Annotated in this window: 24 protein-coding genes and 1 pseudogene; 5 read left to right on the top strand and 20 right to left on the bottom strand. The window is 59.7% G+C overall.

Going from position 1 to position 24,493, the window contains the following annotated elements; genetic code table 11:
• Positions 1-8: 8 nt before the first annotated feature.
• The 16 genes and pseudogenes from icmH to tssA form a co-directional block, all read right to left on the bottom strand.
• Positions 9-884 carry a type IVB secretion system protein IcmH/DotU gene (gene icmH / locus AB4N43_RS17190; protein WP_027926324.1) on the bottom strand — a complete coding sequence of 292 codons (876 nt, stop codon included), beginning with the start codon at positions 882-884 and terminating at the stop codon, positions 9-11.
• 5 nt (positions 885-889) lie between these two features.
• Positions 890-2,221 carry a type VI secretion system baseplate subunit TssK gene (tssK, locus tag AB4N43_RS17185; RefSeq protein ID WP_027926323.1) on the bottom strand — a complete coding sequence of 444 codons (1,332 nt, stop codon included), beginning with the start codon at positions 2,219-2,221 and terminating at the stop codon, positions 890-892.
• A gap of 2 nt (positions 2,222-2,223) precedes the next feature.
• Positions 2,224-2,723 (bottom strand): annotated as a pseudogene (tssJ, locus tag AB4N43_RS17180) (type VI secretion system lipoprotein TssJ).
• Positions 2,724-2,728: 5 nt separating this feature from the next.
• Positions 2,729-3,925 (bottom strand): type VI secretion system-associated FHA domain protein TagH, encoded by a 1,197-nt coding sequence (tagH, locus tag AB4N43_RS17175; RefSeq protein WP_027926321.1) that lies wholly within the window; start codon positions 3,923-3,925, stop codon positions 2,729-2,731.
• 17 nt (positions 3,926-3,942) lie between these two features.
• A complete protein-coding gene (locus tag AB4N43_RS17170; protein WP_007894589.1) occupies positions 3,943-4,083 on the bottom strand; it encodes a hypothetical protein in 141 nt (46 codons plus the stop codon).
• Between the two features lie 93 nt (positions 4,084-4,176).
• Positions 4,177-5,694: a sigma-54 interaction domain-containing protein gene (locus AB4N43_RS17165; protein ID WP_027926320.1), complete on the bottom strand. Its 1,518-nt coding sequence runs from the start codon at positions 5,692-5,694 to the stop codon at positions 4,177-4,179.
• A 10-nt stretch (positions 5,695-5,704) separates the two neighbouring features.
• Positions 5,705-8,353, bottom strand: coding sequence for a type VI secretion system ATPase TssH (gene tssH / locus AB4N43_RS17160; RefSeq protein WP_460151748.1), 2,649 nt, complete (start codon positions 8,351-8,353; stop codon positions 5,705-5,707).
• 13 nt (positions 8,354-8,366) lie between these two features.
• On the bottom strand, positions 8,367-9,374 hold the full coding sequence (gene tssG, locus AB4N43_RS17155) for a type VI secretion system baseplate subunit TssG (RefSeq protein ID WP_027926318.1): 1,008 nt from the start codon (positions 9,372-9,374) through the stop codon (positions 8,367-8,369).
• Positions 9,338-11,125 carry a type VI secretion system baseplate subunit TssF gene (tssF, locus tag AB4N43_RS17150; RefSeq protein WP_410921176.1) on the bottom strand — a complete coding sequence of 596 codons (1,788 nt, stop codon included), beginning with the start codon at positions 11,123-11,125 and terminating at the stop codon, positions 9,338-9,340. Before tssF ends, tssG begins: the two co-directional genes overlap by 37 nt.
• A 186-nt stretch (positions 11,126-11,311) precedes the next feature.
• Positions 11,312-11,725, bottom strand: a complete 414-nt coding sequence (locus AB4N43_RS17145) for a hypothetical protein (RefSeq protein WP_460151747.1) — start codon at positions 11,723-11,725, stop codon at positions 11,312-11,314.
• The gene (locus AB4N43_RS17140; protein ID WP_027926315.1) at positions 11,722-12,690 is read right to left on the bottom strand and encodes a DUF6402 family protein; all 969 of its coding nucleotides are present in this window, start codon (positions 12,688-12,690) and stop codon (positions 11,722-11,724) included. Before AB4N43_RS17140 ends, AB4N43_RS17145 begins: the two co-directional genes overlap by 4 nt.
• Before the next feature lie 62 nt (positions 12,691-12,752).
• Positions 12,753-13,277, bottom strand: a complete 525-nt coding sequence (locus tag AB4N43_RS17135) for a PAAR domain-containing protein (RefSeq protein WP_027926314.1) — start codon at positions 13,275-13,277, stop codon at positions 12,753-12,755.
• 10 nt (positions 13,278-13,287) lie between these two features.
• Complete coding sequence (tssE, locus tag AB4N43_RS17130) at positions 13,288-13,695, bottom strand: type VI secretion system baseplate subunit TssE (protein ID WP_027926313.1); 408 nt, start codon at positions 13,693-13,695, stop codon at positions 13,288-13,290.
• Positions 13,696-13,708: 13 nt separating this feature from the next.
• Complete coding sequence (gene tssC / locus AB4N43_RS17125) at positions 13,709-15,184, bottom strand: type VI secretion system contractile sheath large subunit (protein ID WP_027926312.1); 1,476 nt, start codon at positions 15,182-15,184, stop codon at positions 13,709-13,711.
• Positions 15,185-15,212: 28 nt separating this feature from the next.
• Positions 15,213-15,716, bottom strand: coding sequence for a type VI secretion system contractile sheath small subunit (gene tssB / locus AB4N43_RS17120; protein WP_027926311.1), 504 nt, complete (start codon positions 15,714-15,716; stop codon positions 15,213-15,215).
• A 32-nt stretch (positions 15,717-15,748) separates the two neighbouring features.
• Complete coding sequence (gene tssA / locus AB4N43_RS17115) at positions 15,749-17,305, bottom strand: type VI secretion system protein TssA (protein ID WP_027926310.1); 1,557 nt, start codon at positions 17,303-17,305, stop codon at positions 15,749-15,751.
• A 700-nt stretch (positions 17,306-18,005) separates the two neighbouring features.
• Here tssA and AB4N43_RS17110 point away from each other — a divergent pair.
• Complete coding sequence (locus AB4N43_RS17110; protein WP_156428515.1) at positions 18,006-18,167, top strand: hypothetical protein; 162 nt, start codon at positions 18,006-18,008, stop codon at positions 18,165-18,167.
• A gap of 89 nt (positions 18,168-18,256) precedes the next feature.
• Here AB4N43_RS17110 and AB4N43_RS17105 read toward each other — a convergent pair whose 3' ends face one another.
• The 3 genes from AB4N43_RS17105 to AB4N43_RS17095 all read right to left on the bottom strand — a co-directional run bounded on the left by AB4N43_RS17105 (position 18,257) and on the right by AB4N43_RS17095 (position 20,061).
• A complete protein-coding gene (locus tag AB4N43_RS17105) occupies positions 18,257-18,532 on the bottom strand; it encodes an HU family DNA-binding protein (protein ID WP_003213368.1) in 276 nt (91 codons plus the stop codon).
• Between the two features lie 194 nt (positions 18,533-18,726).
• Complete coding sequence (locus AB4N43_RS17100; RefSeq protein WP_027926309.1) at positions 18,727-19,875, bottom strand: NAD(P)/FAD-dependent oxidoreductase; 1,149 nt, start codon at positions 19,873-19,875, stop codon at positions 18,727-18,729.
• An 18-nt stretch (positions 19,876-19,893) separates the two neighbouring features.
• Positions 19,894-20,061 carry a rubredoxin gene (locus tag AB4N43_RS17095; protein ID WP_027926308.1) on the bottom strand — a complete coding sequence of 56 codons (168 nt, stop codon included), beginning with the start codon at positions 20,059-20,061 and terminating at the stop codon, positions 19,894-19,896.
• A gap of 200 nt (positions 20,062-20,261) precedes the next feature.
• Between AB4N43_RS17095 and AB4N43_RS17090 the strand changes: the two genes are divergently transcribed.
• The gene (locus AB4N43_RS17090; protein ID WP_027926307.1) at positions 20,262-20,813 is read left to right on the top strand and encodes a chorismate--pyruvate lyase family protein; all 552 of its coding nucleotides are present in this window, start codon (positions 20,262-20,264) and stop codon (positions 20,811-20,813) included.
• Positions 20,813-21,703: a 4-hydroxybenzoate octaprenyltransferase gene (ubiA, locus tag AB4N43_RS17085; protein WP_027926306.1), complete on the top strand. Its 891-nt coding sequence runs from the start codon at positions 20,813-20,815 to the stop codon at positions 21,701-21,703. Before AB4N43_RS17090 ends, ubiA begins: the two co-directional genes overlap by 1 nt.
• A gap of 160 nt (positions 21,704-21,863) precedes the next feature.
• Here the strand turns inward: ubiA and AB4N43_RS17080 are convergent, their stop codons facing one another.
• Positions 21,864-22,247 (bottom strand): COG4315 family predicted lipoprotein, encoded by a 384-nt coding sequence (locus tag AB4N43_RS17080; RefSeq protein ID WP_027926305.1) that lies wholly within the window; start codon positions 22,245-22,247, stop codon positions 21,864-21,866.
• Positions 22,248-22,399: 152 nt separating this feature from the next.
• On the opposite strand from AB4N43_RS17080, the gene phoB reads away from it, so the two are divergent.
• Both phoB and phoR read left to right on the top strand, forming a co-directional pair.
• Positions 22,400-23,089, top strand: coding sequence for a phosphate regulon transcriptional regulator PhoB (phoB, locus tag AB4N43_RS17075; RefSeq protein WP_007896474.1), 690 nt, complete (start codon positions 22,400-22,402; stop codon positions 23,087-23,089).
• A gap of 81 nt (positions 23,090-23,170) precedes the next feature.
• Positions 23,171-24,457 (top strand): phosphate regulon sensor histidine kinase PhoR, encoded by a 1,287-nt coding sequence (gene phoR, locus AB4N43_RS17070; protein ID WP_231986536.1) that lies wholly within the window; start codon positions 23,171-23,173, stop codon positions 24,455-24,457.
• Positions 24,458-24,493 lie beyond the last annotated feature (36 nt).

Genomic DNA, 24,493 nt, shown 5'->3' with positions numbered 1-24,493 from the left:
GTCCCTGTTTACGGCTGTGACTGCGGCTGGACCGCGGCCGGATCTAGCGGCTGGAAAGGTTGCAGAACGGTGTCGCGCTGCTCGCCGAGCACCCAGGCGAAACCTGAATACATCACCACCAGGCAGACGAAGGTGAACAGCACCACCATCCACGCCGGCACGATGCGCACCAGGCTGCGGCGCTGATCGTTCAGGCCTTCCCAGTGCGGCGACAGCTCACGCGGCACGTCGCCACGCAGTTGACGGATCTGCCGGTACAAGGCATCGCGGATGCCTTCGAGTTCGAGCATGCCGCGCGCTTGTACGCGGTACTTGCCTTCGAAACCGAGGGACAGGCACAGGTACATCAACTCCAGCATCGGCAGGTGCTTGACCGGGTTTTTCGACAGGCGATCCAGCAGCTGGAAGAACTTCTCGCCACCGAAGGTTTCGTTGTGGAAGCTGCTGAGCAGGCTCATCTGCGACCACTCGCTTTCGTTGCCCCACGGCGTGGTCACGACGGCTTCGTCGACCACGGTGCACAGCACGTAGCGCGCGGCCATCACCTGGCTGCTTTCGGCGCCGTTGTGCAGTGCGCGCACTTCAAACAGCTTGAGCCCGGCGGTCAGTCGCTCGTTGAGCGCATACATGTCTTCGCGGGTGTCGCTGTGCTTGAGTCGCACCACTTCCGAGAGCAGCTCGGACGCAGCGGCCACCAGCGAATTGAGGCTGATGTTGAACGCTTCGGCCGGACGCAAACGCGCGGCGTAGATCATGCGTTCTTCGAGCTGCTCGAATCGCGGCGGTGCAGCGAAATCGGTCAGCGGACTTTGCGCCGGGCCGTGGCCCTGGCGGTCGAGCAAGACGGTTTTATCGTCCTGATGGTGTTCCATGTCCTTAATCATTTCAGTCAGTTCCTGATGGCCCAGAATTTCAGTTCGAGCTCGGCAAATTCACCGGAAACGTGGAACGCGAAGCCGCCGGAGCGCTCCAGGTCTGCCAGGTCTCCCGAACTGAGTTCGAGGATGAAATAGGTTTTGTTGGAGTGGAACGCGATCTGCCGCGGGGCCACCGGCAACGGTTTGACCTTGATGCCCGGCAGGTGCAGGTTGACCAGTTGGCGGATGCGCTCCACCGGGCCGACCTTGAGGTGCGCCGGCAAGCGGTGGCGCAGTTCTTCGGAGTCGCAGTTGGCACTGGCCGCGAGCACGAACGACGCCGAGCCCAGCAGTTTGTGGTCGTGCAATGGCGAGACGATGATCCCGTACTGACGTTCCTGCAGGATCAGTTCGATGGCGTGCTGTTCCAGCACCATCGACAGCACCTGGCGGATCGCTTCCATCAGTTTGCGAAAGCTCGCACCCTGATCGCTGTGCTGGTAACGGCTGTCCAGGCGCGGGCGTTTGCTGTCGCTGGAGAAGGTCGCCAGGTCACCGAGCATGGTCAGCAGCGTGCGGTACAACTCTTCCGGGTGAACCTGCTCCAGGCCGAGGTAGTGACGCAGCAACAGTTCGGTGCGGTTGATCAGTTGCAGCATCATGAAGTCGCCGACTTCCGCGCCACCGACCTTGCCGTTGGAACGGATGCGCTCGGCGATGGTGTCGCCACGGTGACCGAGCATGCTGATCACTTCTTTGAGGCACGACAGCAAGTAGCTGGAGGCATGCGCCTGAATGTAGGTCGGCACGAAATCCGGGTCGAGGCTGATCACGCCGTCGGGCGTGGTGTCGAGCACGTCGCAGATTTTCAGCTTCACGTAGGCCTGATCGCTCTGCTGTTCACCGAGCAACAATTTGAAGTCCGGGCGACCGCAGCGCACCTGGCTGGCAGAGTCGTCGCCGGCGTTGGAGTCGGCGACTTCGGCTTCGTACGCGGTGTAGCGCGCCAGCACGTCGGATTGCTCCGGACGGCGCGCCTCGATGTGGTTACCGGTGACCAGCGGCAACGCCAGGTAGATCGGCGTGTTGCCGGTGTTCGGCGGCACATCCAGCGCCAACGGTTCGGTGTTGCCACCGAGTTCGAACAGGCTGCCGTCCGGCAGAATCCCCGAGGCCTGGCTGACCACCAGTTTGCCCATGTTGAGGAACTGCAAATCGATGTCCAGGTTCAGGAAACCCCAGGTGTAACTGCCCAGCAACTGGGTGCGGGTCTTCATCTGGTGATCGTAGTAGCGATCGTTGTGCTGGAAGTGCTGCGGGCGCAGCAGCATGCCTTCCTGCCAAATGACTTTATGGTTATTCATGATCAGTCATCCGCCTTGGCGAGCGTTTCGAGGCTATTGCGGATACCGGCCTGATCGAGCGTCAGGTCAGCGTCGGTGACTTCCACCGGGGTGATTTGCACGGTGTAGCGCCATTTGGTTTCCGGCAGGTCGCGGTAAGCGGCGAGCACGCCAACGTAGCGGCTGCCCTCCTCCACGCTGAGTTTCAGCTCAACGGTTTCGCCGGGGCGCAGCTCGAGTTCTTCGCTGGCCACCAGGTCTGGGGCCAGGGATTCCTTGGCGCGTTCATACAGGCTGAAGAAGTCGGCGTTTTCGAACGTCACCGGGTGCTTGAGCTCGAACAGGCGCACGACAATCGGCGACGGACGCCCGTTGAGGTCCGGGTTCAGCTGATCGCTGGCGGTCAGTTTCAGGTTGAGCTTGGTGACTTTCGAATACGGCGACAGCGACGAGCAGCCGGCCAACAGCACCAGGGCCATGAGCGCCGTCAGCGTCTTGAAAAAGCGGTCGAGCAGCGAGACATGCGCATCATCCTTGGTGGTCGGTGTGTAGGGTGGAAATCAGGCGGATCTGCTCTTCGTAGGCCTGAGCGAAGTCACGGGCCAAGAGGCGCTCGCTCCAGTCATCGTCCTGACGCAGGGCCTGGTGATAACGACCGTAGGCTCTCCAGCGACTGCCCGAGGTGGCGAGCAACGGCTTGTTGTCGCGCTCGAAACGCAGGGTCAATTGCTGTGGCGAGAAGTGCTCCAGCGTGCCGCGAACGGCGGCGCGGCTGGCGGTCAGCAAAGCCACCTGATGCGCCTGCAAATCGCGGAACGCGCGGGAGATCGCTTGTTCTGCCGGCAACTGGCCCGGCTTGTTCGGCTGCAACAAAATGCCCAGTGCTTCACCGGCATCGACGGCGAATTTCAGCGGGTTCTTTTGCGAGCCTTGCACGGTGGTCTGGGCCAGACGCAGTTCGTTTTTCAGTTCGCTGCGGGTGCGCAGGCTCTGCTGTAAACCGCCGACGCTTTGCTTGAGCAAGCGGGCCGCGTTCAGCGCCAGCGCTTCGCGGGCGTCGTGGTCGAGGCCTTTGAGGTCCACGCCCAGCGCGGCACCGAAATGCTCCCAGAAGCCTTCGCTCTGACGTTCGACCGCTTTCGGCGGTGGGGCCGGAGCGGGTTCGGCCGGGGCATTGATCAGCTCCGGGACCATCAGGCTTTCCATGTCGATACGGGCGTAGTCGGCGCGCTGACGGGTGTCTTCGATGGCGGTGCTCGGGGAGATCAATTGCTCGATTTCCGAATACACACGTTCTTGCTGATCCAGTGCATTGAGCGGGTCGAGGTCGAGGAACGCGTCATCCGGAATGATGCTGCCGGCCGCTTGCGGACGGCCAACTTCGACGTCGAAGGTCGCGGGGTCCCGCACCAGCCGCGCGCGGATCTCGAAATCACCCAGCACATAGACACTGCCGTGTTCGATGCGCATGGCTTCGCCCTTGCGCAGGCGTGCGCCGCTTTCGCTGTTCTGGATACCGTTGCTGCTGGTATCGGTCAGGAAAAACGTGCCTTCGCGGTAGCTGATCAACGCGTGGTGGTTGGACAGGTGGCGCTTGCGGTCTGGAATGATCCAGTCGCAATCCTCGCCCCGGCCAATCACGCCCCCAGCCTGTTTAAAGGTCTTTTGGCACAAGTCCGTGGGCACGAATTGCTTGGTGTTGAGCATTTCGAAAACCAGTTCCATGGTGATACTCCTTGCGGTCACTTGCCGCGATTGACCGCCTGCGGATCACCCAATGGGCGATAGGTGTTGTCGTTGTATTTGTAATTGCCGCTACAGCCGCCGAGGCCGCATAGAACGACGAGGGTCAGCAGGACGGCTTGCCAGTGACGAACAGGCATCAGAGGGTCTCCAGGGATAGACAAAGCACAAAGCGCCGGCCCGATTGGGCGGCGCTATCAGAAGCGAATGAGGTGAAATCGACGGTCATTGACCTACCCATCGAAGTCACCCAGGTTGATATTCAGGCGCCCGAGGCGGTACAGCAGCGTGCGTCGTGGCAGGCCGAGTTCGCGGGCGGCGAGGGTCTGGTTGCCGTCGTTTTTGCGCAGGCAATCGAGCAGCAGGCTGCGTTCGACCTGCTCCAGGCGTTCGCGCAGGTTCAGGCTGTTGTCTTCCGGCATGGCTTCCATGCGCAGGGAGAAATGCTCGGCCAGTAACTCGCCGCCCTCGCACAGCAAAACGGCGCGCTCGACCAGGCCTTTGAGTTCGCGCACGTTGCCGGGGAAGGCATAACCGGACAGGTGATCCAGCGCCGCGTCAGACCAACGCACCGCATCGCGTTGCAAGAACGAGCAGGCCTTTTCCGCAAAGTGCCGGGCCAGGTCGAGGATGTCGCCTTCACGTTGGCGCAGGGCCGGCAACTCGATCGGGAATTGCGCGAGGCGGTAGTACAAGTCCTCGCGGAATTTGCCTTCGCTGACCAGCACCGACAAATCCCGGTGCGTCGCGGCAATGATGCGCACGTCGATCTTGTGGGTATCGTTGGAACCCAGCGGACGGATCTCGCCTTCCTGCAACACGCGCAGCAACTTGGCTTGCAGCGACAACGGCATGTCGCCGATTTCATCCAGCAGCAAGGTGCCGCCATTGGCCGCGTCGAACAGCCCGGCGCGGTCGCGATCAGCGCCGGTGAAGGCGCCTTTGCGGTAGCCGAACAGTTCACTTTCCAGCAGGTTCTCGGGGAACGCCGCGCAGTTCTGCACGATGAACGCCTGGGAGCGGCGCGGCCCGCAATCGTGAATCGCCCGGGCGACCACTTCCTTGCCGGTGCCGGTTTCGCCGCGCAACAGCACGGTGTATGGGCTGTGCAGGACTTTGCTGATCAGCGAATAGGTCTGGCGCATGGCCGAGCTTTTACCGATCAAACCGTAACCGCTGGCGCTCGGCACACTGACCGGCGCTGGCCGCGAAACACCGCTCGGCTGACGCAACCGTTGCAGCAGGTGCAACTGGCCGAGCACGAACGAACCCAGCTGACCGAGGGAGTCGGCAAAGCCTTGCAGGTCGATATGCCGGCGACTGGCGCACAGCAGCAAGCCTTCAACCGACTTCTGCTGATTGACCAAAGGCACGCACAACAGCGACTGCCAAGGCGTGGCCTGGGGCGGCAGGAAACTGGTTTCGTGCAGGCTGCCGCTCAGTTCGCTGAGGCTCACCACGCGGTTCTGGCACAGGGCGAACTGCAGCAGTTGTTCACCGTTGTAATCCGCCGGCAGGCTCGCCGCTTCCCGGGGTTGCAGGATGCCGTTCAGGCATTCGGCGTTCATGCCCAGGCAGGTGTGGGTCGCGTCCAGCAAGTACAGCTGCGTCAGTTCGCAACCGCTGAGCTCGGCCAGACCGCGCACGAAGTCACCCAGCAGCGCAGCCCCGTCCGCCGCCCGCGACAGGCTGGCGAACTGCGCCAGCAAGGCTTCGGCATAGACCAGCGGTTGCGGCACTTGAGTGAACATCACACCCACCTCAGGCGAACTCGCAGGTCACGCTGGCGTCACCGTCGAGCGTGGCATGCACACGCTTGAGGCTTTCACCGGTGGCCATCGCGTCGAGCAAGCGGTCGGCCACCAGCGGCAGCACGTGCAGGTCGAGCAAATGGTCGATCAGGCGTGCGCCGCTGTCGCTTTGGGTGCAGCGTTCGGCCAAGTGATCGACGAGGTCCTGGGAGTAAGTGAAGTCCAGCTGACGACGGTTCAGGCGCTCGCCCAAACGGCCGAGTTTGATTTCGATCAGCTCGCGCAGCACCGGGCCGCCCACCGGGTAGTAAGGCACCACGCGCATCCGCGCCAGCAGCGCCGGTTTGAAGTGTTTGCTCAGCACCGGGCGGATGGTCTCTTCGAGTACTTCGGCCGACGGCCGCGCGCCGTTTTCGCAGAGTTCGCTGATGCGGTCGCTGCCCAGGTTCGAGGTCATCAGGATCAACGTGTTGCGGAAGTCGATCTCGCGCCCTTCGCCGTCGTTGGCCACGCCTTTATCGAAGATTTGGTAGAACAGGTTGAGCACGTCCGGGTCGGCTTTCTCGACTTCATCGAGCAGCACCACCGAATACGGTTTTTGGCGCACGGCTTCGGTGAGCATGCCGCCCTCGCCATAACCGACGTAGCCTGGTGGCGCACCGATCAGACGCGAGACGGTGTGTTTCTCCTGGAACTCGGACATGTTGATGGTGGTGATGAAACGATCACCGCCGTACAGCAAATCCGCCAGGGCCAGCGCAGTTTCGGTCTTGCCGACGCCGCTCGGGCCTACCAGCAGGAACACGCCGACCGGCGCATCAGGTTTGTTGAGGCCGGCTGCGGTGGCGCGCATCGAGCGGTCCAGGGCGTGAACGGCTTGTTCCTGACCTCGGATGCGCGTGCGCAGGTCGGTGGCGAAGCTCGCGACCTTGGCATTGTGCTCGCGGGCCAGTTGCGCCAAGGGCACGCCGGTCCAGGCGCTGATCACTTCGGCGACCAGACGCGGGCAGACTTCGAAGCTCACCAGGCGTTCTTTGACCTGAAGCTCGGTCAGCGCTTTGTGCGTTTCGTTGAGTGCCGCTTCCAGGGTTTCGACGCTGTGCGCTTCGTCCACCGGCAGGGTTTCGATCACGGTGCCTTCGGCGTCTTCTTCAACCGTGACGATGGGTTCGACGGCAGCGGCTTCACGCGCCTTGGCCAGTTGTTGGCGCAGGTCCAACAGGCGTTCGGCCAATGCCTTCTGTTCGGTCCACAGGATTTCCAGCGCCGCCCTTTCGTCTTCAGCTTCTTCCAGCCGCGCTTCCAGTGCTTCCAGCGCTTCGTGATCGATCAGCAAACCGGCTTCCGCATCACGGCGCAGGGCCTGACGCTGACGACCGCCTTCAGCCAGTTCGCCACGCAGGCGTTCAAGGCTTTCCGGAGCGGCGGCGAGGCTGATGCGAACGCGGGCGCACGCGGTGTCGAGCACGTCGACGGCTTTGTCCGGCAGTTGGCGACCGGCGAGGTAACGGGCGGACAGTTCGGCGGCGGAGACGACGGCGTCATCGCGCAGGTAGATGCCGTGGCTCTTCTCGTACACCTGAGCCAGACCACGAAGGATGGTCACCGCTTCGCTGACGGTCGGTTCGTGCAGTTGCACCGGCTGGAAACGACGGGCCAGCGCCGGGTCTTTCTCGAAGTATTTTTTGTACTCGGCCCAGGTGGTGGCGGCGATGGTGCGCAGTTCGCCACGGGCCAGCGCCGGTTTCAGCAGGTTGGCCGCGTCGGAACCGCCGGCATTGCCGCCCGCGCCGATCAGCGTGTGGGCTTCGTCGATGAACAGGATGATCGGTTTCGGCGAAGCTTTGACTTCGTCGATCACGCCCTTGAGGCGACGTTCGAATTCACCTTTGACGCTGGCACCGGCCTGCAGCAGGCCCATGTCCAGCGACAGCAGCTCGACGCCTTTGAGCACCTGAGGCACTTCACCGGCGGCGATGCGCGAGGCCAGGCCTTCGACGATCGCGGTTTTACCCACACCGGCTTCACCGACCACAATCGGGTTGTTCTTGCGGCGACGGGCAAGGATGTCGATCATCTGCCGGATCGCACCATCGCGGCACAGCACCGGGTCGAGTTTGCCGTCGCGGGCCTGTTGGGTCAGGTTGTGGGTGAAGCGTTGCAGCAGCGATTCGCCCGGCACGGCGGGTTTGCCGGTGGCCGGTTGTTCTTTCTGCGACAGGGCGAATTCTTTCAGGCGATCAATGTTCAGTTTGGCCAACAACGCCTGGTAACGGCTGCCGGCGTAACGCATCGGGTTACGCAGCAAGGCGAGGATCAGCGCGGCCTGTTCGACCTGGGTCTGGCCCAGTTCGAGGTTCGCCACCAGCAAGGCATCCTGCAGCCATTGCACCAGTTCCGGGGCAAACACCGGGTTGCGCGAAGCGCTGTGTTCGACCCGCGATTGCAGGGCCGCGCTCAGTTCACCGGCATCCACTTCGGCATCTTGCAGCGCGCGCGCGAGCAAGCCTTGCGGGCGCTCCAGCAGGCCGAGCAACAAGTCTTCGACGAGGATCTTGCTGCCGCCACGGGCGACGCAGCGTTCGGCAGAACTTTCCAGGTCACGACGGGTTTCGGCGTCCAGCGCCTGGATAAGTTGTTGCAGGTCTACGTTGATCATTGGTCATCTGTCCTTAATGAATTTTGCTGCCCAGGGTCACCACGCCGTCCGCTTTTTCGCGGCCCAGCCAACTGGTCCAACCCAAGCGACAGGCGTTCTGCTCACCGATGCGCAGTTCCGGGATTTCTTCGTGGCGCAACACCAGGCGAATGTCGTAATCGAGCGGGTCACGCAGGGTAAAGCGCACCAGCGCGCACAACGGCTGGTAGCCGAAACCGATGGGCAGGAATTCGTGAAAGCGTTGCCAGTCGAGTTCGCGGATGTGAATGCGGAATTTGCCGCTGCGGTCGCGCACGTGTTCGCCCAGCACCAGGTCTTCGCCAAGCAGGCTGTTGGCGCGACCCAAACGATTGCGCTGCTCGTCGAGGATTTCCACGCGGCGCTCGATGCACTGCTCGATGGTCAGCTCGGCGTGCTTGAAGTAGTAACGCAGCACCGCTTCGATCAGCGCCGCCGAGTGCGCGCGCAAGCTGAGCAAGCCGAGGTATGGCAGCAGGCGTTTCCAGTTCAGTTCGCCGGCCTTGCGGATCTCTTCGCCGCCCAGGCCAATCAACGCAAACAATTGCGAGGAGAACGGGTCGAGCGCACCGCTCTCGAAGCTGGCGCGGTAGCGGTATTTGCGCCAGATCGGCAGCATCAGCCGTTGCAGGCGATGGTGGAACAGGTCGAGGAAGTTGCGGGTCGGGTTGCCGTCTTCGCTGTCGCCCAAGGCCTGTTCGCCGTAGAACGCCGGCAGCGGCGAACCGGAACCGACCAGGCCGATCAGGTTGAAACGCAGGCGCGCGCGCATCTGCCCGTGCTCGTGGAAAAACTCCACGCGATCGACATCGCTGCCAGGGAAACCCAGGCTCGGGTTGGCCTGGAATTCCAGCTGGTCGTACAAATCGTCCTGACTCAGGTGCGGGTGGGCCTCGCGCAGCCGGTCAACCACCAGCAGCACGGCCTGAAACAGCGAGTACTCGCGTATTCCTCGGGTCAGACCGCTTAAAGCAGCGGCTGAAGGCCCATACGTGGTGTCCATTGGTACACCTCTCCCTGTGTGCTTTTTACCCGCAGCTCGTGGTACGAATTGAGACTGGCGTAAAGCGCGAAAAACTCGTTAAGAACCGAAGCGAACACGAACAGGTCGCCTTCGCCGATGTAGCCTTCCGGGTCGATGGTCAGCTCGGTGCGCAACCCGCGCACCGGCAAGCCGCGATGCAGGCGGTCGACGTGTTGGTGTTTGATCGATTTGAGCCCGCCGAGCAGGCGCTTGCTGACCTTCTCCGCGTGCTGGTCGTAGTAGCGCGGCAGGTCGTAGGTTTCGAGAATCACCTTCAACGCATTGACGTCGGCCAATGACAGATAGTTAAGCGACATGTTGCTGATCAGCTTCCACAGGAAGTCGCGATTCAGCGGCGGCGCATAACTCGGGGTAGCCGGGGTGATGTTGCGGAAACTGAGAAACTCCGGCGTCTCTTCACAGGCCTGGCAGATGTCGCCGAGCTTGAGTTTTTTTGGCAGGTTCTGGTTGGTGCACGTCAGCTCGATCGACAGGGTTTCGTGGGCTTCGGTATGGCGGATGCCGAAGCTCAAGTAAGTGTCGAGGCCGTCGTGCAGCAGCGATGAACGCTGGCGAATGCTGTAGTGCGGACGGCTGGTGGGCACGTCGAAACTCGGGTCGTGCTCGAAGGATTCGAACGGCACGTACTCCTGATAACCGAGACCGCCGGGCTTCCAGCCGGTGACGCTTTCCACGGAAAACACGCCGCAGTTTTCCAGGTCGTATTCGGCAGGCAACAGCAGGTATTCGTCCTGCTTGCCGTCGAGGCGAATCGGCAGTGCGTCGTGCTTGAACAGGTTGACGATGGGCGTGCAATACAGCTTCACGTTGTCCAGGGTCGGACGCATGCGCAGGATGCCGCTCTTGCGAATATCGAAGCGCAACTCCAGACCACGCATCTGCTTGAGGGTGTTTTCCGGCAGCGCCTTGAGAATGTCCAGACCGTTGACATCGACGAACAGGAACTTGTCCTGGAAGGCGAAATACTCTTGCAGGTAGCGGTAGCCACGGAAGGTGTTCAGCGGATACGGAATCAACGCTTCTTCTTCGGCAAAACCCACCGGCTGCACCCGGTCGCCGGGCATCTTGAACGCCATCGGGGTGCCGTTGACGCCATTGATCGGCTTGCCGGCGTTATCCAGCGGGATCAACTCGATGCCTTCCAGATTGCGCAACAGGCTCAGGTACAGCATCTGGCTGATGTAACGCTCGCCGGCGAAGTGCAGGCGCAAGCGACTCAATTCCAGCTCACCGAGGTGACCGTCGGCGCTCATCTCCAGGCGCAGGCTCAACAGCGAACCGTCGCCTTTCACCGAGTACGTCAGCGCGGCCAGATCCAGCGCCTGGACTTCGGTCGGGTAGCACGTGCGGAAACGGCAACGCACGTCTTCAATCGGAACGCTTTCAATCGGTGTATCGCGATCGACCTTCAGCGCCGGGCCGGAACGTTTCAACGGGTCGAACTGCAAAATGCTGAACGCCGGCAGCGGCCGCATGTAGTTGGGCCACAGCAGTTGCATAAGCGAATGGCTGAGTTCGGGCAATTCGTCATCGAGCTTCTGACGCAGGCGACCGGTCAGGAACGCAAAACCTTCCAGCAACCGCTCCACGTCGGGATCCCGCCCGGCTTGGCCGAGGAAAGGCGCCAACGCCGGGCTACGCTCGGCGAAACGACGACCTAACTGGCGAAGTGCGGTGAGTTCGCTTTGGTAGTAGTGGTTAAAGGACACGGGTTACCTGCCTGGTAGTGGAACTCATCAAAAAAATCCTGTAGAGCGCGAGGGGCCAGATACCCCTGCAAATCCATTGCGCTCATGATTACCGCTCTCTCATTTTTTCAGGCGTAATCGCCGTGCTGATGCCACAAGTGCTTTTTCGTGGTCTTGCAAAGAGCATCCCGGTCACTGAACCCAGCATCAATTTTCCAGAACCCTGTAAGGCGTATTGCTGATAAAAAAATTCAACCAGTGCTTTTTCGGGCTGGAAAGCCCCAACGTAAAAGCCTTGCTCGACTTATCAAATTCTATAAATACAACACCCACTGTTTTTTCATCTTCATCGGCGCGCATATCCAACTCCAACTCGGAAAAAAGAGGTGTACGGTAAACCTGACTGGGGTTGTTTAATTCGGTGAATCGCAGATAAACAAAGTCTCGCGGGGTCAAAAGCGAGCTTGCAGGAACAGACTCGATAAGGTATTGCCCAGACGGACTTTTTTTCGAATAGTCTGGCGCACGACCTAAAACTTCAACCACAATGATTGCACTAGCCATCAACAAGCTACACAACAAGACAGCCAAGCTTATGGCGTACTTATGTCCGATCTTCATTTAGCAGATATCTCAATAGGTGCAGACGTTACGGGCTCGTACATAATGTCCGAATACACGCGAAAATCGCCGCCCTTCTCATTCAGATCACGATAGTCTCGAAAATCACTGTTTTGAACGAGCATGTAGTGTTTGCCTTCGAGCTCTCGATATCGACGTACGGCCTCATCTTTTTGCTGTGTGCTTTGCTGTCCTCTCACACCCTGATATTGCGACTCCGCCATAACGGCATTCATTTGGGCAGCCAGTTTCGCGTTAGCTTTTGCTCCCTCAACGGGGTCCGTCACTAACTTATCAAAATTCCAGTAGCCAAGAATCTGACTGAACAGAGCTACGCCATCGTTGAAATCGTAGGAATCCTCGATATAAAAGCCCAATTTCGACGGGGTAAATACGATACTCTTATCCGTTACAACGACGACACCTTCAGCAATAGCTCGCATGTTGAAATTAGCCAGTGCCGCTCGAAGCTCATTCACCTCATCAGAGCCTGCCTGCTCAAACTCGACTACTTTGTTATTTGAATAACCAAATTTCTCAGCAGCACTGGCAACACCATTAAACGCAACCGGATAACACCCAGAGGCTTTACCGGAAAACGCTCGACGGAGCCTGCTTTTGATCAGAGTGACTCCAGCTGGACTATTCCAGGTCCCCCTCAAATGCTTTATCGCAGAATTTGCACGTTCAAAACCGGAAACCCAACTCATTTTAACGATGGATTCTTCTATGTATTCCTTGGGCGCGAAAACATCATGCTTCTTTACTTTATCATCCATCCCACCATCACCAGTTGGCCATGGCTTACCACTGAACCAATGGTTCATAAGGTCTGCGGCAACTGGCCATTTCATTTTTTTCATCGTATCTGGAATATCAGTGATCTTGAACTGACGCGCAGTCGCAGACTGTCCGACTTTATTACTTGCCGGAGTCATGGTCGTTGCCACTGTTGTTGCTGCCATTTCCATATCCCTCTAACAGTTACTCCAGGATCCGATTGTCACTGGTGGCGAAAAGCAAATAACTAAGCGAGTACAACTCTGGCTTGGGGTTCAATGACCAACTCAACCGCCTCCGCAGTAGCTGAGAAAACTGTTTGCGTTTTTCCGTCCGCCCCCGTCACACCGTTAATGATCTTCCCCGAGGCAGTTTTAAGCGTGTATTCCACTCCGGCGAGCGGCTTTCCGCTTTCTTGGCAATTGATCACAAAGTGCTCGTTAAACGGCCACTGAATCTCCACCGGCAACGGCGGAACAAACGGCGCCGGCGAATGCGAATTCCCAATAATCACCGTCCCGGACCCAGCCGTAACTTTGTTGCCATGAGTACCAACGGAGCCCACAGTGGCCGCCGGTTTACCGTTGATCAAAACAGTCGTTGCAAGGTCGCCGACCATCGCACCACCACACGCCGAGGCATCGCCTTGGCGGGCGGCCGCGAGGCCGTCGAAGAACACGTCGCCGGAACCGGCGGCGATCGGGTTGGTGCCGTGGCCGGGGAGCGGGCAAGCGGTGGGGTCGGATACGCGGGCTGCGGGTTTGCCGGACATACGAATCTCCTTAGTTGACCTTCACTTGACCGCTGCCATCCAGGCGCGCGGCGAAACTGACCTGACGCTTGAAACCATCAACTTCCAGCAGGCCTTCGATGCTGAAGGACAGGCGAAGCTGATCGTGGTCACGCGGCAGGGAGATGACATGCACATTGCTCAGGCGTGGCTCGTAGGCTTCGATGAAATTTTCGATGGCCAGACGGGCCTGACTCAGGGAGTCGTGCAGGCTCAGACGCATGTCATTGAGATCGGGTAGCCCGTAATCGGACAGCGTTTGCACGCTGCCCGCACGGGTGCTGAGCATCTTGGCCAGATGGGCAGCCACGGACGCCATGGCGGAAACCTCGCGGCTCCAGCCGACGCGTTTGTCCGCGTCGCCGCCCAGGCGTTCGAAAAGGCTGCCGTATCCAGTCATGAGTTAGCTCCGTTTACTCTTTGTCCAGCTTGCCAACCAGCGACAGGGTGAAATCGGCACCCATGTACTTGAAGTGCGGGCGCACGTTCAGGCTGACGCGGTACCAACCAGGCTCGCCTTCGACATCGCTGACGATGATCTGGGCGGCACGCAGCGGACGACGGCCACGGACTTCGGCGCTCGGGTTTTCCTGGTCGGCCACGTACTGGCGGATCCACTTGTTGAGTTCCAGCTCGAGGTCGGTACGTTCTTTCCACGAACCGAGTTGCTCGCGCTGCAGCACTTTCAAGTAGTGAGCCAGACGGTTGACGATCATCATGTACGGCAGTTGGGTGCCGAGCTTGTAGTTCAGCTCTGCCGCCTTGCCTTCTGCACTGATGCCGAAGAACTTCGGCTTCTGCACCGAGCTCGCGGAGAAGAACGCCGCGTTGTCGGAGCCTTTGCGCATGGTCAGGGAAATGAAGCCTTCCTCGGCCAGTTCGTATTCACGACGGTCGCTAACCAATACTTCCGTAGGAATCTTGGTTTCGATTTCGCCCATGCTTTCGAAGTGGTGCAACGGCAGGTCTTCCACCGCGCCACCGCTCTGCGGGCCGATGATGTTCGGGCACCAGCGGAACTTGGCGAAGCTGTCGGTCAGCTTGGTGCCGAACGCATAGGCGGTGTTGCCCCACAGGTAGTGCTCGTGGCTGTTGGCGACGGTTTCCTTGTACACGAACGATTTGACCGGGTTGTCTTCCGGGTCGTACGGGTTACGCAGCAGGAAACGCGGCACGGTCAGGCCAACGTAACGGGAGTCTTCCGACTGGCGGAAGCTCTGCCATTTGGCGAATTGCGGGCCTTCGAAGTGATCTTTCAGATCCTTCAGGTCCGGCAGGCCGGTGAAGCTTTCCAGGCCGAAGAATTTCGGGCCGGCCGCGGCAATGAACGGCGCGTGGGACATGCAGGCAACGCTGGACACGTACTGCATCAGTTTCACGTCCGGCGAGCTCGGGGACATGAAGTAGTTGGCGATGATCGCGCCCACCGGCTGACCACCGAACTGACCGTATTCAGCGGTGTAGATGTGCTTGTACAGGCCCGACTGCATCACTTCCGGCGAATCTTCGAAGTCGTCCAGCAGGTCGTCCTTGGAGACGTTGAGGATTTCGATCTTGATGTTTTCGCGGAAATTGGTGCGGTCGACCAGCAACTGCAGGCCACGCCATGACGATTCCAGCGACTGGAAGTCCGGGTGGTGCAGGATTTCGTCCATCTGGCGGCTGAGCTTGGCATCGATCTCGGCGATCATGCGGTCAACCATGGCTTTCTTGACCGGCTCGCCGTTGTTCTGCGGCTTGAGCAGCTCTTCGATGAAGGCCGACACACCGCGCTTGGCGATGTCGTAGGCTTCGTCGTCCGGGGTCAGGCGGGTTTCGGCGATGATGCTGTCGAGAATGCTGTATTCGCCGTTCTCGTTACTCTTTTGCTGTGCTGCGCTAGTGCTCATTGTCTTGGCTTCCTTGGCTGATGGGGGCTCAGGCGTCCTGGGCGGCGGCGTTCAAGCCCAGCTCACCCAATACGCGACCGCGGGATTCGTCGTCGGCGAGCACGCCTTCGATGGCTTTGCGGAACGCAGGTGCGTTACCCAGCGGGCCTTTGAGGGCCACCAGCGCGTCGCGCAGTTCCATCAGTTTTTTCAGCTCAGGCACTTGCTCGACCAGGCTGGCCGGGTTGAAGTCCTTCATCGAGTTGACGCGCAGTTTCACGGCCAGTTCTTCAGTGTCGCTTTCTTCCTGAAGACGGTTCGGTACGCTCAGTGTCAGGCTCAGCTCTTGCTTGGCCAGCACTTCGTCGAAGGTCATCTTGTCGATGCTGATCGGCTTGCGATCTTCGACTTTGCGTTCGTCCTTGCGGTGGGTGTAGTCACCGATTGCCAGTAGTTTCAACGGCAGTTCGATCTCTTCCTGGGCACCACCGGTGGCAGGTTTGAAAGTGACGTTGATGCGTTCCTTGGGGGCTACCGAGCCTTCTTTGGCCATGGCTTTTCTCCTTGCGGTTGTGGCCCGGGGGCCTATTCGAGTACCACTTCGAGATCGAGGTGGCACAGCCTGCGATAAATCTCTTCCTTGCGTTCACGTACGGCATGGTTCTGCGGCAACAACTCGCAGCAGCTATGCAGTAAATGCAGCACTTCCAGCGCAAGATCGGGCTCCCAGGCGTTCAGGCCTGAGTCCTGTAATGTTTGGTCGAGGGTCTCTAACTGGGTCTTGGCCAGTTCGTATTTCTTGGCCATGAAGCACAGCCGCGCGAGGGCGAACTGCCAGAAGAATCGAACGCGTCCGCCCTGGGCGCTTTGCAGGCCCTGCTTGAGGATTTGCACGGCAGCCTTGAGGCCGTCCTTGCGCAAAATCGGCAGGACTTCTTCGAGGGCCAGTTCCCAAGCCGGCTGCGTGTCAGCCACTTCGACCTTGCGCGGCGCACTGGCGGTTTGCAGGTGCGGCATGACGTGGGCGCTGATCCAGGCGCGGGTGGCCGGATCGGCGAATGGCGCACCATCGTGGTAACGCAATTCGATAATGCCGGGCAGGCGCTGAATCAAAAGCGCGAAGTGGATTTCCACTTCGCGCATCGCCATTTCGGCGTTCAAGGACTGAAGGCATTCCCAGGCCATTCGCTGGCCATCGAACCAGAACGGCGCCTTCGCCAGGCTCGCCTCCAGTTCCACCAGCAGGTCGGCGTATTTCGCCTGGTCGAAACGGTCCTGATAGGCCTTGAGCTTGTCCGCCGGCAAGCCGCGCAGCACGGTGATTTGCTCGGCGTTACGCTCGGGGACGGCGTCGATGGGCAACCACAGCAACGTGCGATTGAGGCGCAAGGCGCGCAGGTCGGTGGCTTTCTGCTTCAACCACCAGGCACACAACGGCCGCGCACTCTCTTGCTGGGCGCGCAGGGCCTTGTGGGCTTCTTTTTCGTTATCGATCGGTGCGCCGGGGGTGAACAACTGCGTAGCAGCTTGTTTGACCTGGGCGACGGCGGCGCCGACCACACCGGGTTCCGGCTGGTTGTCGGCGGCGCGTTGCACCATGTTTTTCAGGCGGCGGGAGATCGGCAGCAGCAACGGCGCGTCGTCGCCCAAGTGCTCGGTGCAAGCGGCATCGAGGCCTTCAAGGTGCTCGACCAGCCGCCGGAACATCGGTAACTGCTCTTTGATCGCGATGTTTTCGGTCAGCACCTGCTCAAGACGCGGCACTAGCCAACTGATCGCGGCGGAGCGGGTTCTGGCCTTGTTCGGGTGGACTTCGGCCCAGTGATGTTCTGACAAATGGTGCAGCAAACCGAGGCCGGCCAGCAGTCCTTGAAACGATTCACGCTGGTACAACGCCCAGGTCAGCCAGGCACCAACGCGCAAATCCTTGGACTGGGTACGCAGCAGGTTTTCGCTGTTTTCGCGGATTTTCAGCCAGTCGATTTGACCGCTTTCGTGCATGGACGAGGCTTTCGCCAGCTCGCTTTCCAGGGCTTCATATTCGCTTGAAAAGCGAACGTCCTCGCCCGCGAAATTCTCTTTGGAAACAGAGACTTTTGCGAGTTCGAGATAATGCGCGGAAAGTTTGCTCGAGTAGGACATCCATGGCCTTTATTTAGGATTACAGTCATACGCCAAAAGAGTATTCCAGCAGCGCGGGACAGTATCAAAGAGCTGCGATGAGTCTCATCCAATTGAGTTCGTGCTCTTTCAAGTGCGCGCATCGTAATCACAATGATGGCCACTAGCAAGCATCTGATTAAACAACAAGACGAAGTGTTGTTTATTGACCGTAGGAGAAATCCCTATATGTGTAGGGGGATCCCCTGATGTCGTTTTAATATTCAAGCCTTCATGTGATACCCATGAAACCATTGAGGTAGAGCGGCTCGTTGACCTTGACGCAGATTATTGGCTGCCATCGCCCCGCAGAAGGTGTGCAGCATGCCAACAATCAGCAAGGATGAATGTAGGAAAGCTCTGAAATGTTTCCGAAATTTAAAAAAAACGCGATCAGACAATGGATACACAAAAAAGTGCCATCGAACCGATAGCACTTTCAATTGGAGCAGATACTCAAGTTCGGCAATACACCGGGCAATTGCATGAACTTCGCTCGCAACTGCAGCGCAATATTCTGAAATAAGGAAGTTTCGGACAATGCTTCCGGCTGCGCCCTACATCCACCCTTCTGATGCGCTGATAGCGTGCAGGTGCCTACACCGACCAAACACGTCTCTGACAACACAAGATTCTCCGTTCTCAGCTCAAGGATGAGCTAAAAAAGCAAAAGGATAAGCGCATGTTCGCACCCGCTAACGCCCCTCAATTCACCCTTGTGATCCCGACGGTTCGCAACGATTTCAAAGTGCTGGCCTTCGAAGGCACTGAAACCATCAGCGCCTTGTATTCAGAGCCAGAAATGGCGGCGATTCACGCCAGGAAACACAGCCGGGCCAGTTGATCCGCCACATAAAAAAAATGGGCACCCAACCTCGTTGGCGTGCCCATTTTTTTATCCCGCTCTCCCGCGACGCGGGCAGTCGGTGCGTATTACGGATTGACGCTGTCTTTCAACGATTTGCCTGGCTTGAACGCAACAGTGTTGCTGGCCTTGATTTTGACGGGCTCACCGGTTTGCGGGTTTTTGCCGGTGCGGGCACCGCGGTGGCGTTGCAGGAAGGTACCAAAGCCCACCAGCGTGACGCTGTCCTTGCGATGCAGAGCGCCGGTGATTTCTTCGAGAACGGCGTTAAGAACGCGGTTGGCCTGCTCTTTGGTGAGGTCTGCTTTTTCAGCAATTGCTGCGGCGAGTTCTGGTTTACGCATATTAGTGAAGCCCCTTTGACGGTTTTTTGTTGTTATGTCCGTGCTGCTCTCTGTGGAGCAGCGCCCAAAGCGCCGCAGGTGCTCTACTCTGCGGCAGACGGGAGTGAGGATGGCACGCAAGGAAGAGCCGCGCCAGTCTCGGCGCGTGCTTTGTAGGGGCAAAAGAGGGGTGATTCCGACAGAACGACCGGTATTTACGCCAGCAGTGCCGGAAGCTCTTTGTTGAGGGCCAGTTTTTCCATCACGGCGGTGCCTGTCAGGGCATAACCGAGCAGTTTTCCGCTGGCATCGCGGCATAACACCTTGATGTCGCCGCCCTGCCCTTCGACCGTCCAGACGCCCTCGCTGCCCCGTGGCGGCGGCGAGACCACCAACGGACACACCGGGGTTTTCACGGTGATCGGCATCGGGCCGTAGCTCACGGGCGTAGGGTTTCCGGCCAGGGTCTGGGCCAGCGCTCTCGCACAGCTCATCAGGGGCATGACGTACAGCAAATTCAGCCCATCGACCTCGGCGCAATCGCCTAGCGCGTAGATGTTGTCATGGGACGTTTTCAGATGACGGTCGACCACCACGCCACGGTTGACTTGCACACCGGCCGCCGCGGCCAGATCGATACGCGGACGCAGACCAATGGCCGACACCACAACGTCGCAAGGGATCACCTGGCCATCGGACAGATGCGCTTCCAGGCCATCCGCCACGCGTTGCAAGCGATTGAGCACTGGCCCGAGATGGAATCGCGCACCGAGGCTTTCCAGCCCGGCCTGGACGGCAGCCGCCGCAGCCGGGTGCAACAGGGTTGGCATCACCTGCTCGCACGGTGCAACCAGTTGCACCTCGTAACCGCCCAGACTCAGGTCATTGGCGAACTCGCAGCCAATCAGCCCGGCGCCGAGCAACAGCACCCGACGCTTGCCGGCCGCCGCTGCACGAAAGCGCGCGTAATCTTCCAGATCGTTGATCGGGAACACGCAATCCGCCGCGTCACCTTCGATAGGCACGCGCACGGTTTCCGCGCCCCAGGCCAGAATCAGGTCGCGGTACATCACCGACTCTTCACCGATCCACAAGCGTTTGTGGCCCGGATCGATGCCGCTGATGCGTGTGTGGGTGCGCACTTCAGCCTTCAACTGTTCGGCCATCGCGCCGGGTTCGGCCATGCTCAGGCCGTCGGCGTCTTTGTTTTTGCCGAAACCGGTGGAGAGCATCGGCTTGGAGTAGGAACGCCCGTCATCGGCGGTAATCAACAGCAACGGGGTGTCGCTATCGAGTTTGCGAAACTCCCGGGCCAGGTTATAGCCAGCCAGCCCGGTACCGACGATGACGACAGGTGCGTTCATTCCTTACTCCTTGGATTCTTAGTTGATTTCGATCATTTCGAAATCCATCTTGCCCACGCCGCAGTCCGGGCACAGCCAATCTTCCGGCACGTCCTGCCACGGCGTGCCCGCCGCAATACCGTCGTCCGGCCAGCCGTCGGCTTCGTTATAGATCAGGCCGCAGACCACACATTGCCACTTTTTCATTCAGTTACTTCCTCAGGATTCAGGCGTATTGCCGGCACGAACGGTCGATGGTTGCAGCGTTGCCGTCCGGCTCAGGGCGTTTTGTACTGATCGGGCCCGACAGATGCAAGCCTGTTCGGCGCAACGGCAGGCCGGTCAATCAAAATCGCCGGCTGACATGGTAAGCTCGCCGCCTCATTTGCTGCCAATAATGACTCACTGTGCCGCACTCAAACGCCCCGCTGTGGCTCCCCCAAAGCCAACTCACGCCCCTCCCCGACGCGTCTACCCTCGACTGGCTGTTCGACGAAGGCTCCCTGACCCGACGGTTGATCCGTTTGTCGAATGACCGCTTCAGCGTCACGCCACTGTTCGAAGGCTGGCAACCACTGCGCGCCGACGAATGTGCTGCACTGGACCTGGCCGAGGGCAGCGAGGGCTGGGTGCGCGAGGTGTATTTGCGCGGTCACGGCGAGGCATGGGTGTTTGCCCGCAGCGTTGCAGCTCGCAGCGCGTTGCAGGGTGACGGGTTGCACATGGACGAACTGGGCAGCCGTTCCCTGGGGGAATTGTTGTTTTGCGATCATGCGTTCCAGCGTCGCGCTATCGAGGTGTGTCACTACCCTCAAGCCTGGTTGCCAATGGAGTGCCGGACATCGGAACTGTGGGGCCGGCGCTCGCGTTTCGACCGTGGCGCCCTGAGCGTGCTGGTGGCCGAAATCTTCCTGCCGACGTTGTGGAGCGCCACTCGCGCCCATCCGGAGAACTGCTGATGTACCAGAGCCTGCTCAAGTCCTTGAACCGTTTGAACCCTAGGGCCTGGGATTTCATTCAACTGACGCGCATGGACAAACCGATCGGCATTTATCTGCTGCTGTGGCCGACGCTGTGGGCGCTGTGGATTGCCGGCAAAGGCTCGCCGTCGCTGGCCAACGTGGTGATTTTTGTCTTGGGCGTGATTCTGACCCGCGCCGGGGGTTGCGTGATCAATGACTGGGCGGATCGCAAGGTCGATGGCCACGTGAAACGCACGGAACAACGCCCCTTGGTCAGCGGCAGGATCAGTTCCAAAGAAGCCCTGGTGTTCTTCGCGCTGTTGATGGGCGTGAGTTTTCTGCTGGTGTTGTGCACCAATGCGGCGACGGTCTGGCTGTCGTTCGGCGGTTTGGCGCTGGCGTTCAGTTACCCGTTCATGAAGCGCTACACCTATTACCCGCAAGTGGTGCTGGGCGCGGCGTTTTCCTGGGGGATGCCAATGGCGTTCACCGCCGAAACCGGTGAACTGCCGGCGACGGCGTGGTTGCTGTGGATCGCCAACCTGCTCTGGACCGTGGGTTATGACACGTATTACGCGATGACTGACCGTGACGATGACCTCAAGATCGGCGTGAAATCCACGGCGATTCTGTTTGGCGATGCGGATCGGGTGATCATCCTGACGTTGCAGGGGTTGGCGCTGGGCTGCCTGTTGCTGGCAGGGTCGACATTCGAGCTCGGTGGCTGGTTCCACCTCGGTTTGCTGGCGGCGGCAGGCTGTTTCGCGTGGGAATTCTGGTACACCCGTGACAAGGACCGGATGCGTTGCTTCAAGGCGTTTTTGCACAACCACTGGGCCGGGTTGGCGATTTTTGTCGGGATCGTGCTGGATTACGCACTGCGCTGACGGACACGCTTTATGTAGCAGCTGCCGAAGGCTGCGTCCGGCTGCGCAGCCGTCGTAAAGTCTGCTCACGCGGTGTATCAGATGGACCGCACACTCAGGATTTACGACTGCTGCGCAGCCGGACGCAGGCTACGCCAGCTGCTACAGGGCTACACCATCTCTACATATGCTCGCGAACGACGTGCCAGACGTCTTTCATCTTGTCGCCCGTCATATCTCCGGGAGCCTTATCCTTCATGAAGTAATACAGCGGCTTGCCGTTGTACGCCCACTGCATCATGCCATCGTCACGTTTGATAATGGTCCATTTCCCTTCAGCCTTGTCGCCTGCCTTTGCCTCCAGCGGCGGCCAGTTTTTGGCACATTCACCGGTGCACACCGACTTGCCGCCCGTGTCCTTGTCGAACGTGTACAAGGTCATGCCCTTGTGGTCGACCATCATGTCGCCTTTCATCATGCCCGGCTCAGCCGCGAAGGCTATGCCCGGCAAGGAGAACGCAGCCGCCAACAGCAGGGCTTTAAAGGAATGTGAGATTTGCTTCATGGAAACCTTCCTTTTGTGGTTGTCAGGATTCGGACTTAGAGCTTAGTTCAGGATCATGACAATCGCCGGGCAGCTAAAATACTGTCACACGACTGCAATAATTCCGTTATCTAATGCGGCGCAAGACAGTTAAATGACAAGAGGATTAAGGCATGGTTGGCAGGAGCATTCTGATCGTCGACGACGAAGCGCCCATTCGCGAAATGATCGCCGTTGCGTTGGAGATGGCCGGCTATGACTGCCTGGAGGCCGAGAACTCGCAGCAGGCCCATGCCATCATCGTTGACCGCAAGCCGGACCTGATCCTGCTCGACTGGATGCTGCCCGGCACCTCCGGTATCGAATTGGCCCGCCGCCTCAAGCGCGATGAGCTGACCGGGGACATCCCGATCATCATGCTCACCGCCAAGGGCGAAGAGGACAACAAGATCCAGGGCCTGGAAGTCGGCGCCGACGACTACATCACCAAACCGTTTTCCCCGCGAGAGCTGGTCGCCCGCCTCAAAGCCGTGTTGCGCCGTGCCGGCCCAACCGATGGCGAAGCGCCGATTGAAGTCGGCGGCCTGCTGCTGGACCCGATCAGTCACCGCGTGACCATCGACGGTAAACCGGCCGAAATGGGCCCGACCGAATACCGCCTGCTGCAATTTTTCATGACTCATCAGGAACGCGCCTACACCCGTGGCCAGTTGCTGGATCAGGTCTGGGGCGGCAACGTGTATGTGGAGGAGCGTACCGTCGACGTGCACATCCGTCGTCTGCGCAAGGCCCTCGGCGATGCCTACGAAAATCTGGTACAAACCGTGCGTGGCACGGGTTACCGCTTTTCCACCAAAGCCTGACCCTGCCCTTACCCGCCCGACAAGCTGACAAGGACGCACGTTTCCGTGAACCAAAACTGGCATGGCACCCTGATTCGCCACATGCTGTTACTGGTCACCGGTTGCCTGGTGATCGGCCTGATTACCGGCTACTACGGCTGGAGCCTGGCCGCGGGGCTGGGCCTTTACCTGGCCTGGACCCTCAAGCAACTGCTGCGTTTGCACGAATGGCTACGCCTGCACTCAGCCGATGAAGCACCACCCGATGGCTATGGCCTGTGGGGCGAGGTGTTCGACAGCATCTATCACCTGCAACGTCGCGACCAACGGGTACGCGGGCGTCTGCAAGCGGTGATCGACCGGATCCAGGAATCAACCGCCGCGCTGAAAGACGCGGTGGTCATGCTCGACAGCGACGGCAACCTGGAATGGTGGAACCTCGCCGCCGAAACCCTGCTCGGCCTCAAGACCCCGCAAGACAGCGGTCAGCCGGTCACCAACCTGGTGCGCCACCCGCGCTTCAAGGAATATTTCGAGCAGGACAGCTACGCCGAACCGCTGGAAATCCCGTCGCCGACCAATGATCGCGTGCGCATTCAGCTGTACATCACCCGCTACGGCAACAATGAACACTTGATGCTGGTGCGCGACGTCACGCGTATCCATCAGTTGGAACAGATGCGCAAAGACTTCATCGCCAACGTCTCCCATGAGCTGCGCACGCCGCTGACGGTGATCTGTGGCTATCTGGAAACCCTGCTCGACAACGTCGATGAAGTGAACCCACGCTGGACCCGTGCCTTGCAGCAGATGCAGCAACAGGGCGGTCGCATGCAGACGTTGCTCAATGACTTGCTGTTGCTGGCCAAGCTGGAAGCCACCGATTACCCGTCGGACAACCAGCCCGTGGTCGTTGACAGCCTGTTGCAGTCGATCAAGAGCGACGCTCAGCAGCTGTCCGGGCAGAAAAACCAGCGCATCACCCTGGAAGCCGACCCGACGATCATGCTCAAGGGCAGCGAAGCGGAACTGCGCAGTGCGTTTTCCAACCTGGTGTTCAACGCAGTGAAATACACCCCGGCCGAAGGCAATATCCGCATTCGCTGGTGGGCCGATGAGCAAGGCGCGCACCTGAGCGTGCAGGATTCCGGGATCGGCATCGACAGCAAACACCTGCCGCGCCTGACCGAACGCTTCTACCGCGTCGACTCCAGCCGCAATTCCAACACCGGCGGCACCGGCCTGGGCCTGGCTATCGTCAAACACGTGTTGTTGCGCCACCGCGCGCGGATGGAAATCAGCAGCGTGCCAGGCCACGGCAGCACCTTCACCTGCCACTTTGCCCCGGCTCAGGTGGCCAAATCCCAAGTCCTGAGAACCGCTGACTGATACCGGCCAGCACGCGTCACTAGGCAATCACCGAGT

This window comes from Pseudomonas sp. S2_B07, assembly GCF_054668435.1.
This window is presented reverse-complemented; position numbering and strand designations above follow the sequence as displayed.